This is a genomic window from Allobosea sp. 05T422_2 (assembly GCF_056396265.1).
In genome coordinates this window covers 1-14,832 of sequence record NZ_JBFTLD010000159.1, presented here as the reverse complement: position 1 = coordinate 14,832, position 14,832 = coordinate 1, and the positions used below count along the sequence as shown (strand labels likewise).

At 63.6% G+C, this 14,832-nt stretch carries 15 protein-coding genes, 1 tRNA gene and 1 pseudogene; 11 read left to right on the top strand and 6 right to left on the bottom strand.

Annotation, left to right across the window (positions count from 1 at the left end):
• The 5 genes and pseudogenes from AC1DJT_RS23535 to rpsU all read right to left on the bottom strand — a co-directional run.
• A pseudogene (locus AC1DJT_RS23535) lies at positions 1–159 on the bottom strand (C4-dicarboxylate ABC transporter); the annotation flags it as partial.
• The gene (locus AC1DJT_RS23530) at positions 159–734 is read right to left on the bottom strand and encodes a TRAP transporter small permease subunit (protein WP_441492181.1); all 576 of its coding nucleotides are present in this window, start codon (positions 732–734) and stop codon (positions 159–161) included. The gene AC1DJT_RS23530 and the pseudogene AC1DJT_RS23535, both read right to left, overlap by 1 nt.
• 90 nt (positions 735–824) lie before the next feature.
• On the bottom strand, positions 825–1,940 hold the full coding sequence (locus tag AC1DJT_RS23525; RefSeq protein WP_441492180.1) for a TRAP transporter substrate-binding protein: 1,116 nt from the start codon (positions 1,938–1,940) through the stop codon (positions 825–827).
• Positions 1,941–2,423: 483 nt separating this feature from the next.
• Positions 2,424–2,801 carry a DUF6481 family protein gene (locus AC1DJT_RS23520; RefSeq protein WP_441477526.1) on the bottom strand — a complete coding sequence of 126 codons (378 nt, stop codon included), beginning with the start codon at positions 2,799–2,801 and terminating at the stop codon, positions 2,424–2,426.
• 83 nt (positions 2,802–2,884) lie between these two features.
• Positions 2,885–3,148 (bottom strand): 30S ribosomal protein S21, encoded by a 264-nt coding sequence (rpsU, locus tag AC1DJT_RS23515; protein ID WP_069882405.1) that lies wholly within the window; start codon positions 3,146–3,148, stop codon positions 2,885–2,887.
• A gap of 353 nt (positions 3,149–3,501) precedes the next feature.
• Here rpsU and proB point away from each other — a divergent pair, with 353 nt between their 5' ends.
• From proB to AC1DJT_RS23460, 11 genes are all read left to right on the top strand, one after another.
• The gene (gene proB / locus AC1DJT_RS23510) at positions 3,502–4,626 is read left to right on the top strand and encodes a glutamate 5-kinase (protein WP_476834970.1); all 1,125 of its coding nucleotides are present in this window, start codon (positions 3,502–3,504) and stop codon (positions 4,624–4,626) included.
• Positions 4,627–4,726: 100 nt separating this feature from the next.
• Positions 4,727–5,968, top strand: a complete 1,242-nt coding sequence (locus AC1DJT_RS23505) for a glutamate-5-semialdehyde dehydrogenase (RefSeq protein WP_476834972.1) — start codon at positions 4,727–4,729, stop codon at positions 5,966–5,968.
• Complete coding sequence (locus AC1DJT_RS23500; protein ID WP_441492179.1) at positions 5,965–6,576, top strand: nicotinate-nucleotide adenylyltransferase; 612 nt, start codon at positions 5,965–5,967, stop codon at positions 6,574–6,576. Before AC1DJT_RS23505 ends, AC1DJT_RS23500 begins: the two co-directional genes overlap by 4 nt.
• Positions 6,577–6,726: 150 nt before the next feature.
• Positions 6,727–7,056 (top strand): ribosome silencing factor, encoded by a 330-nt coding sequence (rsfS, locus tag AC1DJT_RS23495; RefSeq protein WP_441477524.1) that lies wholly within the window; start codon positions 6,727–6,729, stop codon positions 7,054–7,056.
• A gap of 12 nt (positions 7,057–7,068) precedes the next feature.
• Entirely contained in the window at positions 7,069–7,548 is a 480-nt protein-coding gene (rlmH, locus tag AC1DJT_RS23490; protein ID WP_441505623.1) for a 23S rRNA (pseudouridine(1915)-N(3))-methyltransferase RlmH, read from the top strand.
• Positions 7,545–8,915 carry a murein hydrolase activator EnvC family protein gene (locus AC1DJT_RS23485; protein WP_476834969.1) on the top strand — a complete coding sequence of 457 codons (1,371 nt, stop codon included), beginning with the start codon at positions 7,545–7,547 and terminating at the stop codon, positions 8,913–8,915. Before rlmH ends, AC1DJT_RS23485 begins: the two co-directional genes overlap by 4 nt.
• A complete protein-coding gene (locus AC1DJT_RS23480; protein ID WP_441492176.1) occupies positions 8,915–10,249 on the top strand; it encodes a S41 family peptidase in 1,335 nt (444 codons plus the stop codon). The genes AC1DJT_RS23485 and AC1DJT_RS23480 overlap by 1 nt, the downstream gene beginning before the upstream one ends.
• Positions 10,250–10,374: 125 nt before the next feature.
• Entirely contained in the window at positions 10,375–11,583 is a 1,209-nt protein-coding gene (locus AC1DJT_RS23475) for a divergent polysaccharide deacetylase family protein (RefSeq protein ID WP_476834968.1), read from the top strand.
• Positions 11,580–12,086: an RNA pyrophosphohydrolase gene (locus AC1DJT_RS23470; RefSeq protein WP_441492174.1), complete on the top strand. Its 507-nt coding sequence runs from the start codon at positions 11,580–11,582 to the stop codon at positions 12,084–12,086. The genes AC1DJT_RS23475 and AC1DJT_RS23470 overlap by 4 nt, the downstream gene beginning before the upstream one ends.
• A 142-nt stretch (positions 12,087–12,228) precedes the next feature.
• The gene (gene hisE, locus AC1DJT_RS23465; protein WP_476770380.1) at positions 12,229–12,615 is read left to right on the top strand and encodes a phosphoribosyl-ATP diphosphatase; all 387 of its coding nucleotides are present in this window, start codon (positions 12,229–12,231) and stop codon (positions 12,613–12,615) included.
• A gap of 142 nt (positions 12,616–12,757) precedes the next feature.
• Positions 12,758–12,834, top strand: a tRNA-Arg gene (locus AC1DJT_RS23460).
• Here the strand turns inward: AC1DJT_RS23460 and AC1DJT_RS23455 are convergent.
• Positions 12,785–14,377, bottom strand: coding sequence for a recombinase family protein (locus AC1DJT_RS23455; RefSeq protein WP_476834971.1), 1,593 nt, complete (start codon positions 14,375–14,377; stop codon positions 12,785–12,787). The two genes, AC1DJT_RS23460 and AC1DJT_RS23455, sit on opposite strands and share 50 nt — an antisense overlap.
• Positions 14,378–14,832 lie beyond the last annotated feature (455 nt).

Genomic DNA, 14,832 nt, shown 5'->3' with positions numbered 1-14,832 from the left:
CTGCACGACCAGCGCGAATACATTGTCGCCCATCGCCCAGTAACCGAAGCCGACGCCGAGTGCCATCAGCGTGAAGGCGATGGGGAAGCCGAGCATGATGAAGAGGATGAACAGGACGAGCATGACCACGCCCAGTTCGGGATTGCCCAGTCCGAACATCAAATCGATCCCTCGCGGGTTGCGGCTTCCTCGAGGATGAGCTTCTCGGTCTCCTCGACATCATGCAGGCGAGGGGGCCATTCGCCCGTGCGCAGGCAGATGACGCAACGCGCCACCTCGGCGAGCCCCTGGACGAACATCAGGACCCCGACGATCGGGATCAGCGACTTGAAGTGATAGAGCGGCGGCCCGTTGGGAGAGTTCGAGGAATGCTCCCCGATCATCCAGGAGAAGGCGGCGAACTTGTATCCGGCCCAGGCCAGCGCGATGACTCCGGGGAAGAAGAACAGAAAATACAGCGCCAGATCGAGCCCGGCCTGCGTGCGCGGGGCCCATTGGCGATAGAGGAAATCGCCGCGCACATGGGCATTGCGTGCGAGCGCGTAAGGGCCGGCCAGCATGAACAGAGTGCCATAGAGAATGTAGCTGACGTCGAAAGCCCATTCGGTGGGTGCACGCAGGACGTATCGCGAGAAGACCTCGTAGCTGATCGCCAGGGTCAGGATCAGAATCGTCCAGCCGGCGAGTTTCCCGATGGCGGTATTGAACTTGTCGATCGCGAGCACGATGCCCATCAGGGTCTCCACGGCACGTTGCAGAGCTCGTCGGCGCAAACGCCCGCCAGGCCGGTTGCGGGTGGCGGGCGTCCGGATGCGGGCAGAGGCTCAGGCCTTGAAGAAGTGGGTGAAGGCCAGTTCGCGCGAAGGCGTGTTGACGCGTTCATAGGCGACGGTGCGCTTGACCCAGGCCTTCTGCGACTCGACCACCCTCTTGAAGAAGGCGTTTTCGGCAGAAAGCTTGTCGAGCACCTTGTCCCAGGCGACGAGCTGGGCCTTGAGGATCACCTCCGGGGTCGGGACGACGTTGACGCCCTTGGAGCGCAACATGTCGAGATCCTTGGAATAGCGGTCGAGCGCCTTCCAGATCATGTCGGAGGAGGCTGCTTCCGCCGCATATTTGATGATCGCCTTCTGCTCGGGGGCGAGCGCATCGAATTTCGTCTTGTTGAAGATGAGCTCGAAGCTCTCGGCTGCCTGATGGTAACTTTGCAGCATGTAGACCTTGGCGACGTCCTGGAAACCAAGGATCGAGTCGGAGGAGGGATTGTTGAACTCGGCGCCGTCGATGACGCCGCGTTCGAGCGCCGGCACGATCTCGCCACCGGCCAGAATCGTGACTGCGGCTCCCATCTCCTTCATCAAATCGGCCGCGAGGCCGACTGTGCGGTATTTCAGGCCCTTGAAGTCGTCGGGGGTCTTGAGCTCCTTCTTGAACCAGCCAAGCGGCTGGCAGGGCATCGGCCCGCTGAGGAAGCCTACGAGATTGAGCTTCAGGGTCTGGCCGACCAGCTCGTTATAGAGCTCATAGCCGCCGCCATGATTCATCCATCCCAGGAAGCTGGTTGCGTCCCAGCCGAGTGACGGAGGTGTGCCAAAGAGCGAGAAGGCTTTGTTCTTGCCGTACCAATAGGCGCAGACGCCATGCCCGCCATCGAGAATGCCGGCCGCGACCGCATCCTGCATCTGGAAGGCCGGGACGACTGCGCCCGCGGCGAGCACGTCCAGCTTCAGCCGGCCGCCGGACATGTCATTGACCCGCTTGGCGAAGTCGCCGGCGAATTCATGGAAGATGTCCTTGGTCGGCCAGGTGGACTGGAACTTCCACGTCACCGTTTGGGCGCGGCTGACCTGGGGCATGGCAATGGCGCCAGCGCCCGCAAGTGTTGCGACCTTGAGGAAGTTGCGACGATTCGAACGAGGTTTAGCGGTCTCCGTAGTCATGGATTCCCTCCCTGGGTGTGCCGCCATGTATCTGGCGTGTCGTTATTGCGGCCTGCTGGCCGCGATATCCCAGAGTTGCTGTATTCAGTTGCCGTGGCAAGCGATAGGCGTAATACTAAAGTCTTAGAAGTTCGATCGTGATTGCCTTCGCGACTGCACAAGAACGGGAGAGGTTATGCCGCTTCAGAGGCAAGGGAGTGCCGTTGCGTTAGCGGAGCCTGATGTCAGGTCGACTGAGCAAGGCCGAAAATCGGCGATAAACGCCGGATTTCCGGAGTTTTCCTCCGTGGCGCAGGGCCAGGAAAGAGCCTGGGCGCGACGGGAAGAGGGCGCTTGCGCCCTTGAGGCAAAGTGCAATTGCTCGTCGCTGCGAAGGAGGAGCATTGCGAAAACAGAAAGAATGAGGCGCGCGTTACACGCGGCTCATTCCCGTATCGTCGTCTTGGGATCGAGGTCTTTCGACCCCGGAAGGCGGAGCGTCGCTYAGCGGCGGCCTTTGCCGGCAGCGCGCATCTGCATGTACTGGACGGCCTCGAGCAGAACCTTGCGGGGGCGCTCGGCATCGCGCTTGGCCTGTTCGGCCTTGCGGGCGGCCTCACGCACCAGTTCGGCCTGACGCTCGGCTTCCTCCTGGGCGGCGCGTTCGATCGCCGCGAGGCGCTCAGCCTCGACGCGGGCAGCGGCCTTTTCGGCGTCGCGGACAGCGCGTGCATCGGCAATGGCCTGGCGCTCCGCGCGGCGCTGCTGCATGATCGGGTCATCGGCCTTCGGCCGTGCCTGGAAACGCTCTAGCAGCGCCTTCTTGGCATTGGCGGAGTTGGACTGACGATCAGTGAAGCTGCGGTCGTTCGGGTTCTTCAAGGTCTACCTTCTTGGGTTGAACGGGCTCTAACTCGCGAGCCCGCGGGGGCAATAATCCAGAACTGGCCGGATGTGTATTGTAATCAGCGCGCAGGCGCTGCGCCTGCGGCGCGGGTCGGCTTCGCCTTGGGCTTCGGCGCGGCGATGAGACCTTCGCGCTGAGCCTGCTTGCGAGCGGCCTTGCGGGCACGGCGAACGGCATCGGCCTTTTCGCGGGCGCGCTGCTCGGATGGCTTCTCATAAGCTGAGCGGCGCTTCATCTCACGAAAAACGCCTTCGCGCTGCAATTTCTTCTTAAGCACTCGCAGCGCCTGGTCGACGTTATTGTCGCGGACGAGAACCTGCATCCTGGTTTCCTTCATTCGAAATGCGAAAACATCGCGCTGAACCCGGGCCCGAGATCCAGCGAAATCTTCGCAGCGTCATGTTGAAGCGCACCAGAAGGCCGCGCGCCGGTTGTTCGATCTGAGCGGGGAAGGTCGTCGGCGGGCACATTGACATGCGCAGGACCGCGGCGTTCGGCCGAATATCGACGGCCGCCATATGGCCTCTCGAACAGTGAATGTCAATGCAATTGCCKGGGTTCAGGCATGCTTTTGCATGGGCATGCATAGCCGAACGGGCGGCGGCGCGCTTTACAAGTGTCGGGTTTTCGCCAACAGGCAATCCTCGCTTCCGTTACTCGATCCTGGTCTTCTCCGTGAACACGCCGTCGCTGAGTCAGTTCCGCCGCATCGTGGTCAAGGTCGGTTCGGCCCTGCTGGTCGACCGCGAGCGCGGCCGGCTGCGCCAGGCCTGGCTCGCCGCGCTCGCTGAGGATCTCGCCGAACTGCACTTGCGCGGCGCCGATGTGCTTGTCGTCTCGTCGGGGGCAATTGCGCTCGGCCGGACCGTGCTCAGACTTCCGAGCGGTCCGCTGCGACTGGAAGAAAGCCAGGCGGCTGCGGCCGTCGGGCAGATCGCGCTGGCGCGGACATGGTCCGAGGCGCTGGGACATCACGGGCTGACCGCCGGACAKATCCTGCTGACGCTGGCGGATACCGAAGAGCGCCGCCGCTATCTCAATGCGCGCGCCACGCTTGGCCGCCTGCTCGATCTGCGCGCGATTCCGGTGATCAACGAGAATGATACGGTCGCGACGACCGAAATCCGCTATGGCGACAATGACCGCCTCGCCGCGCGTGTCGCGACCATGGCGGGCGCCGACCTGCTGGTGCTGTTCTCCGATATCGATGGGCTCTACACGGCGCCGCCGGCGCGGGACCCGGCTGCGCGCCATATCCCGCTGGTCGAGCTGATCACGCCGGAGATCGAGGCCATGGCGGGCGGAGCAGCGTCCGAACTCTCCCGCGGCGGGATGCGCACCAAGATCGAGGCGGGCAAGATCGCGGCGGCGGGCGGCACTCATATGCTGATCGCCGATGGGCGGACGAAGAACCCGCTCAGTGCGATCGTGGCTGGCGGGCGCTGCACCTGGTTTCTCTCGGCTTCGACGCCTGCGACGGCGCGCAAGACCTGGATTGCTGGCTCGCTCGAGCCGCGCGGCACCCTGTATGTCGATGCAGGGGCCGCTCGTGCCTTGCGCGGTGGAGCGAGCCTGCTGCCTGTCGGCGTCAGCCGGATCGAGGGTGAATTCGCGCGTGGCGATGCCGTGCTCATCCGTGATCCGGATGGGCGGGTGCTCGGACGGGGGCTGGTGGCCTATGATGCGGGGGAGGCGGGGCTCGTGCTCGGCAAGGCCTCGCGCGATATCGAGGCGATCCTCGGCTATCCCGGGCGCGCCGAGATGATCCACCGTGACGACATGGCGCTCGGTGTCGGCTAAGGTCGCCGGGCTCAAGGAAACGGGTGAGTTGACGATGACTGGCGAAGGCGCGCTGCGCGTGGTTTCTGCAAGCGATGGCCAAGAGGAAATCGGCACGGTCATGCATGGGCTAGGCCGGCAGGCCCGCGCTGCTGCGCGGCTGGTCGCGCTTGCGTCGGCTGAGCAGCGCAACGCGGCGCTGATGGCGATGGCCGAGGCCCTGCGCGAGCGTGCGCCGGCGATCCTCGCCGCCAATGCGCGAGACCTCGATGAGGCGCGCGGCGCCGGCCAGAACGCCGCCTTCATCGACCGTCTGATGCTGGACGAGGCCCGGTTGGCGGCGGTTGCCGAAGCGGTGGCGGGCATCGCCCTGTTGCCCGACCCCGTCGGTCGCGTGCTCGCCAAATGGACCCAGCCCAATGGCCTTGCCTTCGAGCGCGTGGCGACACCGCTTGGCGTGATCGCGGTGATCTTCGAAAGCCGCCCGAATGTCACCGCCGATGCCGGCGCGCTTTGCCTGAAGAGCGGMAATGCCGCGATCCTGCGCGCCGGCTCGGATAGTTTCCGCACCTCGACCGAGATTGCTGCAGCGCTCCGCCAGGGACTGGAAACTGCAGGGTTGCCGGGCGACGCGATCCAGCTGGTGCCGACACGTGACCGCGCAGCGGTTGGCGAGATTCTGGCGGGGCTCGGCGGTGCCGTCGATGTCGTCGTGCCGCGCGGCGGCAAGAGCCTGGTCGCCCGTGTCCAGAGCGATGCGCGTGTGCCGGTCTTCGCGCATCTCGACGGCAACTGTCATGTCTATATCCATGGAGCCGCCGATCTCGACATGGCCAAGGCGATCGTGCTGAACGCAAAGCTGCGCCGTACCGGCGTCTGCGGCGCGGCCGAGAGCCTACTGGTCGATGCCGCCTGTGCTGCAACCCATTTGCAGCCGCTCCTCAGGATGCTGATCGAGGCCGGTTGCGCGGTTCGTGGCGATGTCGCCGCACAGGCGGCCAATCCGCAGGTGACGCCTGCAACCGAGGCGGACTGGGCAACCGAATATCTGGACCGGATCATTGCGGTGAAGGTGGTCGACGGGCTTGATGCGGCGATCGCGCATATCGAGCGCTACGGTTCGCACCATACAGATGCAATCGTGACTGCCGACGAGGCGGCGGCGCAGCGCTTCCTGGCCGAGGTCGATTCAGCCATCGTCGTCCATAATGCCTCGACCCAGTTTGCCGATGGCGGCGAGTTCGGCTTCGGCGCCGAGATCGGCATCGCGACGGGGCGTATGCATGCGCGCGGGCCGGTCGGTGTCGAGCAGCTCTGCTCCTTCAAATACCGGGTTCATGGCAGCGGCCAGATCCGGCCGTGAGGGCAGAGGATCTGCGCCTGCCGCCCCATGCACCGGGCCTTCGGATCGGCTTGTTCGGCGGGAGCTTCAACCCGGCACATGACGGTCACCGCATGGCGAGCCTGACGGCGCTGCGTCGGCTGCAGCTCGACCGCGTCTGGTGGCTGGTCACCCCGGGCAATCCGCTCAAGGACAATGCGGCCCTGCCATCGCTCGGCGAACGCATTGCGACGGCGCAAGAGCTTGCCGATCACGCCCGCATCCATGTCACCGGGGTCGAGGCGAGCCTGCGCACCCGCTATACCGCCGATACCCTGCGCGCCCTCAAATTGCGCTGCCCTGGCGTCCGCTTCGTCTGGATCATGGGGTCCGACAATCTTGCGGGTTTCCACCGCTGGAACGAGTGGCGAGCCATTGCCCGGATGATGCCCATCGCCGTGATCGACCGCCCGGGATCGACGCATCGCGCGGTGGCTTCGCCGGCCGCCAACTGGCTGTCGCGCTGGCGGGTTTCCGAGAATGCCGCTGCCGCCCTGCCGCTGCTGGAGCCCCCCGCCTGGGTGTTCCTGCATGGCCGGCGCTCCGAGCTGTCCTCGACCTATTTGCGCCAGTTGGCTGGTCGCGATTGAATTTCGACCTCATATCGCTTAATTTAGGATCGTCGCGCTGAGAGCGCGTCGTCATGTGAGGATACGGAACTGAACCGTCAAACCCTTGGTGAAGCCGAGCCGAAGCCGCTTCCCCAGGCTGCTGTCCCCGGAAACCCGTCCGCCGACAGCGTGGCCCTCGCAATCCATGTTCTCGAAGATATGAAGGCCGAGGACATCACCGTTATCGATCTGGTTGGCAAGACTTCGCTGGCTGACGCGATGATCATCGCGTCAGGGCGCGTGAACCGCCATGTCGCCTCGATTGCCGACAGCCTCGTCGAGGCCTTCAAGAAGACGGGACTGCCGACGCCGAAGGTCGAGGGCATGCCTGCCTGCGACTGGGTGCTGATCGATACGGGCGATCTCATCGTCCATGTCTTCCGGCCGGAAGTGCGCCAGTTCTACAATCTGGAAAAGATGTGGGGCGCCGACCGCCCGAATGAGCGGCTCGTCGGCTGATCCTGATTTCCGGTGCGGCTCGCCATCATCACCGTCGGCCGGCTCAAGGACGGGCCGGAACGGGACCTCTGCGAGCGCTACCGCGAACGTAGCCATGGTCTCGGGCGCAGCCTTGGTCTGACTGGGCCCGATGTCACGGAGCTGCCTGAAAGCCGGGCGCGGCGGCCTGAAGAGCGCAAGCGCGATGAGGCTGCCGCGATCCTTTCAAAGCTCTCGCCGGGGCTGCTGATTGCACTTGACGAGCGTGGCAGGAGCCTGACGAGCGATGCCTTCGCCGGCAGGATCGCGGCCTCGCGAGACGCCGGTACGGGCACCGCGAGCCTCGTGATCGGCGGTGCGGACGGGCTGGATGAGACCATTCGGGATCGTGCTGATCTGACGCTGGCCTTCGGGGCCCTGACATTGCCGCATCAGCTCGTGCGCGTGCTTGCGTTGGAGCAGCTCTACAGGGCCATGACGATTATCGCCGGACATCCCTATCATCGCGCATGACGTCCGCCGCATCAGTGATTCGAGCCAGTTCGCGCCGCCTCGGCAGCGCCGCTTTGCTATGGCTCGCGCTCGGTCTCGGTCATCTGGCGGTCAACGCTCAGGAGCCGGGGCCCGATCCGGATCGCGTGGCGCCCGAAATCGCGCAGAAACAGGTGGAGAAACAGGCCCGCGAAGCCGAGTTGAAGGCGATCGAGGAACGGCTGGCCGGCAATGCCGAGGCGCGAGCCAAGCTGGAGGCTGAGATCGCCACGATCCGGGCCGATCGGGCCGGTCTCAACAAGGCGCTGCTCGAGACGACGACCCGTACCCAGGGGGTCGAACGTCGTATTGGCGCGATCGAGGAGCGGCTGGCGCTTCTGCAGACCAGCGAAACCGCGATCCGGCGTTCCCTCGAGGGCCGCCGCGGCTTGATCGGCGAAGTCCTGGCCGCGCTCCAGCGGATCGGCCGCCGGCCGCCGCCGGCCGTTCTGGTGCGGCCGGAGGATATCCTGGAGGCGGTGCGCGCCTCGATGCTGCTCGGCGCTGTGGTGCCCGATCTGCGCCAGGAGATCGAGATCCTCAGCACAGATCTCGGCGAGTTGGTGCGGTTGCGCGGCGGGATCGCGGAAGAGCGCAAGGCGATGACCGGTGAGCTGGAAACGCTCGCGGGCGAGCGCCAGCGCCTTGCTTCGCTGATCGACGCCAGGCGCGAGCGCGAGGCCAGCGCCGCCAAGGATATCGAGGCGCAGCGCGGGATGAGCGGAGAGCTTGCGGCGCAGGCGAAGGGTCTGCGCGATTTCGTCGAGCGCATCGAGAAGGAAATCTCCGTCGCGAATCGCGCCGCGGAAGCGGCGCGCCAGGCTCTGGAGGCCGAGACCCGCGAGCAGCRGCAACGCATGGCGGCGCTCGCTTTCAAGGACCCCGCCCGGCTTGCGCCGAAGATCGCTTTCGCGGAAGCTCGCGGCATGCTGCCGCTGCCCGCTGCCGGATCACAATTGCGTGGTTTTGGTGACAATGACGGCGTTGGCGGCACGACGCGCGGAATTTCACTGACAACCCGCCCTAATGCCCTAGTTTCGGCGCCTTCCGACGCTTGGGTTGTTTACGCTGGGCCGTTCCGCTCCTTCGGGCAACTCTTGATCCTGAACGCGGGTGKGGGGTACTATTTGCTCTTGGCCGGCATGCAGCGGATCGACGTGTCGCTGAACCAATTCGTCCTTGCCGGGGAACCGGTTGCGATGATGGGTCAAACGTCGGAAGCTGCCGCGACGATCGTAGGTTCGGGGACTGGGGAACCGGTTCTCTATATTGAGTTCAGAAAAGACGGCGTTTCGATCGACCCGGCACCGTGGTGGACGAAATCGCAAAGCGAAAAGGTTCGCGGATGATGCGCAAGGTCTCCCTCGTTCTCGCCGGCGCAATCGTTGGCGCGGGCCTTACCAGTCTGGCGACGCAGACCCACCTGCTGTCCTCGACCAGCGCGGTCGCGGCCTCGGCCGAGGTCTATCGTAGCCTCAACCTGTTCGGTGACATCTTCGAGAAGATTCGCACCGACTATGTCGAGAAGCCCGACGAGCAGAAGCTGATCGAGGCCGCGATCAACGGCATGGTCTCCTCGCTCGATCCGCATTCGGCCTATCTCGACGCCAAGAGCTTCCGTGACATGGACACGGACATGCGCGGCCAGTTCGGCGGCCTCGGCATAGAGGTCACGATGGAGGACGGCGTCCTCAAGGTCGCCAAGCCGATTCGCGACACGCCCGCCTCCAAGGCCGGCATCCTCGCCAACGACATCATCAGGGAGATCGATGGTGACCAGGTGAAAGGCCTGAGCCTGACCCAGGCCGTGGAGAAGATGCGCGGCATCATCAACACGCAGGTCAAGCTCAAGATCGAGCGCCCGGGCAAGCCGGATCCGCTGGAGTTCACCCTGACGCGTTCCACCATCGTCGTCCCGGCGGTCGAGGAGCGGGTTGAGGGCGATGTCGGCTATATCCGCATCGGCACTTTCAGCGAGCAGACCTATGAGGGCCTGCGCAAGGCGCTCGACAAGGTCAATGCCGAGATCGGTGTCGACAAGATCAAGGGCTATGTGATCGATCTGCGCAATAATCGCGGTGGCAGGCTCGACCAGTCGGTGCTGGTGTCGGACGCGTTCCTGGAGCGCGGCAAGATCGTCTCGACGCGCGGTCGCAATGCCGAGGAGACCCAGGTCTTCAACGCCAAGTCGGGCGACCTGACCAAGGGCAAGCCGGTCGTGGTTCTGATCAACGGCTCTTCGGCCTCGGCGGCCGAGATCGTTGCCGGCGCCCTGCAGGATCACAAGCGCGCAACCGTGATGGGCACGCGCTCGTTCGGCAAGGGCTCGGTGCAGACCGTGATCCCGCTCGGCTCGAATGGCGGCCTGCGCCTGACCACGGCGCGCTACTACACGCCATCGGGCAATTCGATCCAGGCCAAGGGCATCACGCCGGATATCGAGGTCGTCCAGGAAATTCCGCCAGAGCTCAAGGACAAGCTGACGGACAACAAGGGCGAGGCATCCCTGAAGGGCCATCTCAAGTCGGGCGACGGCAAGGATGAGCAGTCGGGTTCGGCTTCCTATGTGCCGAATGACCCGGCCAAGGATACGCAGCTTCTTGCCGCGCTGAATCTGTTGCGGGGTGTCAAGAAGGACGTCGCCGGCCCGGTTCCGACCCCAGAGCCCGCCAAGCCGAACTGATCTCCATCCGACTGGGAGGAGAGCGCCGTTCTCCGGCGCTCTCGACTGCTGGCCCCGCACGCGCCAAGACTAGGCGTGCGGGCCGCTGATTCGGGTCCGATTCGAACAGCTGAGGACGGCTGCCCTTGGCCGGAACGCCGCTTACCGAGCTCGATCGGCCCTTGGGGCAGKGTCGCCCGGTGCGCCACGGCAAACCGTGGGCGCGCTGGCTGTCGCTTGCCCTGAGCGGGGCGATGGGCTGCGCGGCACTTGCGGTGATTGCCATCCTGCTGTTCCGGCGCGATCCCGACGGTGGCGAGCCGATGGCGACTGCCGCGATCGAGATCAGGCAGCCTTCAAGGGAAATCGCGGCCGCACCTGCCGCCGAACCGAATGTCACAGATCCGCGCTCCCAATCCACAGCGCGCCAGCTTGAAATCGAATCAGGGGTGACCGTCGTGCGCCCCGGGGCAGAGGCCCCCGGTGCGATCGTCATCACGATTCCCGATAGCGGCGAGGTCAAGCTCGCGCCGGCTCCCGACAGCCGGCTGGTCGAACGCAGCCGGTTCGGCCTTCTGCCGAAGGTGGCGCCGGACGGCGCGACACCGATGCAGGTCTATGCCCGCCCGTTAGGTCCGGCGCCTGAGACCAAGCCGGCGGGCCGCATTGCGCTTCTCGTCGGCGGGCTGGGCATCAGCCAGAATGGTACGGCAGATGCGATCACGCAGCTGCCTGGCGCGGTTTCGCTGGCCTTCGCGCCTTATGGAGTCGAGCTGGAGCGCGTCGTGCAGCGGGCTCGTGGCGACGGCCATGAGGTCTTCCTGCAGGTGCCGATGGAACCGTTCGACTATCCCGACAACGATCCCGGGCCGCATACCCTGCTCTCGGGCCCCAAGGCCGCGGAGAATCTCGATCGGCTGCATTGGGTGCTGGGTCGCTTCACCGGCTATGTCGGCATCGTCAATTTCCTCGGTGGCCGGCTGACGGCGGATGAGAACGCCCTGTCGCCGGTCCTGCGCGAGATCGCCGGTCGCGGGCTGATGGTCGTCGACGACGGCTCGTCCTCGCGCAGCCAGCTCGCGAGCGCGGCAGCGCGGGCGCAGATTCCGGCACTCAAGGTCGACAGGGTGATCGATACGGTCACCCGCGCCGATGCGATCGACCAGCAGCTGCAGCGGCTTGAGACTCAGGCGCGCGAACAGGGTGTGGCGATCGGCGCGGCGAGCGCGCTGCCGGTCTCGATCGAGCGCATTGCCCGCTGGGCCAAATCTCTGGAGGCCAAGGGCCTCGTCATCGTGCCGGTCAGCGCAGCCCGCGGACTGCGCAATCCCTCCACAACAGGGTCCCTGAAATGACCGAGCCGCCTCCCGGCTATCGCCCCTGCGTCGGGCTGGCCTTGTTCAACCGCGACGGGCTCGTCTTCGTCGGGCGCCGGGCGGACAAGACCAAGCGCGAGCATGTTGCGCCGGGCTTCGCCTGGCAGATGCCGCAAGGTGGCATCGATCCCGGCGAGACGCCCTATCAGGCGGCGCTGCGTGAGCTGCAGGAGGAAACCAATGTCACCTCCGTCTCGCTGCTGGCGGAGGTGCCCGTCTGGCTGAGCTATGATCTTCCCGTGGATATCGGCCAACAGGCCTGGAAGGGTCGCTGGCGCGGCCAGGCCCAGAAATGGTTCGCCTTCCGCCTCGACGGTCCCGACAGCGAGATCGATATCCTGCACCCGGCAGGAGGTCACAAGGCAGAGTTCGAGGCCTGGCGCTGGGCACGGCTGGAAGAGACGCCCGATCTGATCATTCCGTTCAAGCAGGCCGTCTATCGCGACGTGGTCCGGTCCTTCGCTCCCTTCGCTGCGGACTGATCATTCCAAGTTCGTCTCGGCGTGAAACAAACATTTCGCGCCCTGCGATTTGCTCTACCATTTCCTGGGGAGTGATTCGCGCTGCGTGCTGCCTGATGCTCCCTGTCACGAAATGCTCACATGAGGGGGTGAGGCTCGCGATATGGTTGATTCGGTTTTCAAGCTTCACACTGCGGTCCTTGCCGCGCGCACGCGCGACCCGGCCTTTTCGCGCACCGCCAAGCTCATCGGCGAGGGGCTGCCGAAGATGGCCAAGAAGCTGGCCGAGGAGGCGGTGGAGGTCGGGCTGGAAGCGGTCCAGGCCGACCGCGAGCGGGTGATCCTCGAGAGCGCCGACCTGATCTACAATCTCGTCGTGCTCTGGAGCGAGATCGGTATCGCGCCCGCGGATGTCTGGCGCGAGATGGACCGGCGCGAACAGCTCTATGGCATTGCCGAGAAATTGCCGAAGAATCGCGCCGCGAAGCAAGCGCGACAGGAAAGCGCCGAGGTTGCCGCAATTGGCGGGGGTGGCTTGCGCGAAGACTGAGCATCCCGCGCGTTTTTGGCGCGCTTGCCCCCTCATCCCCGGGAATGTCAGATTTCCGGGAAGACGGGGGTTGCCAAGCCGAAGCGTTGCGGTTATTCCCGCCACATCAGATCGACGCGGCCACGGCCGAGCCACCTGATACGCGCCCGTAGCTCAGCTGGATAGAGCATCAGACTACGAATCTGAGGGTCAGAGGTTCGAATCCTTTCGGGCGCGCCATTTCCAACTTAGGCGACATAAAGTCGCCTAACACCCTGAACGGTAAAGCTATTTTTGCGGTTCTAAAGCCTTCCCCGCGCCTGTAGCGGAGGAAGGTGGCAAAGGTTAGTTTTAGGACCGCCCTACGGTCGTTCAAGCAACCAGAATCCCAGAATTTACTAGGGTTTCCGAGGAACGACAGTGCGGTTCTAAGTCGGGCATCGAAGCTTCCTTCTGTGCGGTCCACAAGAGCGATCCGCTCCTCGACGAGCAGCCGTTCAGCTTCCAGTTTTCCGATCTTGTCTTCCAGAGCCCTCGAAATAACCGGAAGGCTGGTCAACACAAGGCGCTCGACGTGAATCTCGATCTGGCGCTCGATACGCGACAGTTCCTCCGTGAGCGCTGTTGCGCGCGACTCGGCGTTGCCTTGGCGGTGACGCCATAGCTCCTTGAACATGTCCACGGCCATGTCGAAGATCTTTTGTTCGGGGGCGATGCGCGTCAGCAGTGCTGCGAACTCACCCTCGATCACATTGCGACGGATTGACTTGCCGTAGCTTGCGCAGCTTCGCGTGTGGCAGAGATAGTAGGGATGACGGCCGGAATTACCTCTGGACCAGCAAGCGGTTAAGGGGTTCCCGCAATCATCGCACATGACAAAACCTCGCAAGGGAAAATCCTCATTGAGGTTTCGGCGCTTGGGCGCGCGGTTGATGCCGTTTAGCCTGTCTTGAACGTGTTGATACGTTTCTATCGATACGAGGGCCTCATGATGACCCATGCGAAACGGGATTCCCCAAGCGCCTGATCCAACGAGCCCTGCGTAGGACGGATTCCTCAGAAATTGCCCAATGCGCTGGTGTGTAATTTTACCCGCACGACTTTTCGGAAAAAGCGGCTGCTCCTGACAGAACCGAAGCACATCGGCCACCGTTTCGAAGCGACCAGAGGCATAGCCTTCGAGGGATTCGACTACGACCGAGGCAGAGGGCTCATTACGGACAAGCACACGGCCACTGTGGCCCTGCACCTTGCCGTAAACATATCCGACAGGCGCAGCGAATACGGCATAGCCGTTTGTAAGGCGTGACCGCATCCGCGAGTTTGTCTGTTCCGTGTTGTGAACCCGCTGATAGTCCGACACGACAACGCTCATGTTTTCGACAAGGCGCGAAGTCGAGTCGTTACCGTAGATCATGTGCGGCGACTCAAGGATGCCGCCCAGATCGTTCACAATCCGGCGGAKATCGCCGTGAAGATAAAGGTCGCGGCTAAACCGGTTGATATGGTCAAAGATGATCMGATACCGCTTGTCCGGATTGGACTGCATGTGGGTGAACACAGCGTCCAAGCCAGCACGGTTTCGCGCGCTGCCGCTTAAGTCATCGGTATGTATGCCTTCGACTTCATATCCCTTAGCCTGCGCATACGCAATACACGCGGTGAGTTGTGAGTTGAGCCCATCGCCCGCTACGACCTGCTTTTTGCTTGATACCCGCGCGTAGATTAGCGCGAATTTCGTATCCTCCTGGACCACTGCCCCGTTGGTTCTGGTTGGTTTCATGTGGGCTCTCCTTGCGTGGGAAAATTCTCCGTTTCTTTCGCGGGCTCTGTCTCATTCGCAGATGGGCTGAGTAGTGCTTCAAAAATCGGTCCACATGTGCCGATCGGCAGGTCCATTTCGACCCAAGTACGCATGAGGGCCCAAACAACGAGCATCAAATCGGACTTCTGACGTTCCGTCACATCGAGCCCATCAAGGTGATGCGCATAACTTCGTTCCTCAAGGTTAGCTATCGTATGCGCGGGTAAGTGACGTTCGCCCGAGCAAACCGAAAAGAGGGGGGCGTGTTCATTTGTAGTCATATCCGTCCTCCCTTCCTTGAGTCCGGCTAGGATGGTAGACCGTACTTCATACTACGGCATAAAACAATAATTATAGCTTATGTGTTGCTTTCTGACGAATCGACGTGAGTTTGAAGTCGATATGATCGGGGATAAATACACGGCGTATGTGGT

Bases quoted from the DNA above. Each gene is read 5' to 3' on its own strand.
- AC1DJT_RS23530 (WP_441492181.1), bottom strand. From the start codon at position 734: ATGGGCATCGTGCTCGCGATCGACAAGTTCAATACCGCCATCGGGAAA.
- AC1DJT_RS23525 (WP_441492180.1), bottom strand. From the start codon at position 1,940: ATGACTACGGAGACCGCTAAACCTCGTTCGAATCGTCGCAACTTCCTC.
- rpsU (WP_069882405.1), bottom strand. From the start codon at position 3,148: ATGCAGGTTCTCGTCCGCGACAATAACGTCGACCAGGCGCTGCGAGTG.
- AC1DJT_RS23480 (WP_441492176.1), top strand. From the start codon at position 8,915: ATGCGCAAGGTCTCCCTCGTTCTCGCCGGCGCAATCGTTGGCGCGGGC.
- AC1DJT_RS23470 (WP_441492174.1), top strand. From the start codon at position 11,580: ATGACCGAGCCGCCTCCCGGCTATCGCCCCTGCGTCGGGCTGGCCTTG.
- hisE (WP_476770380.1), top strand. From the start codon at position 12,229: ATGGTTGATTCGGTTTTCAAGCTTCACACTGCGGTCCTTGCCGCGCGC.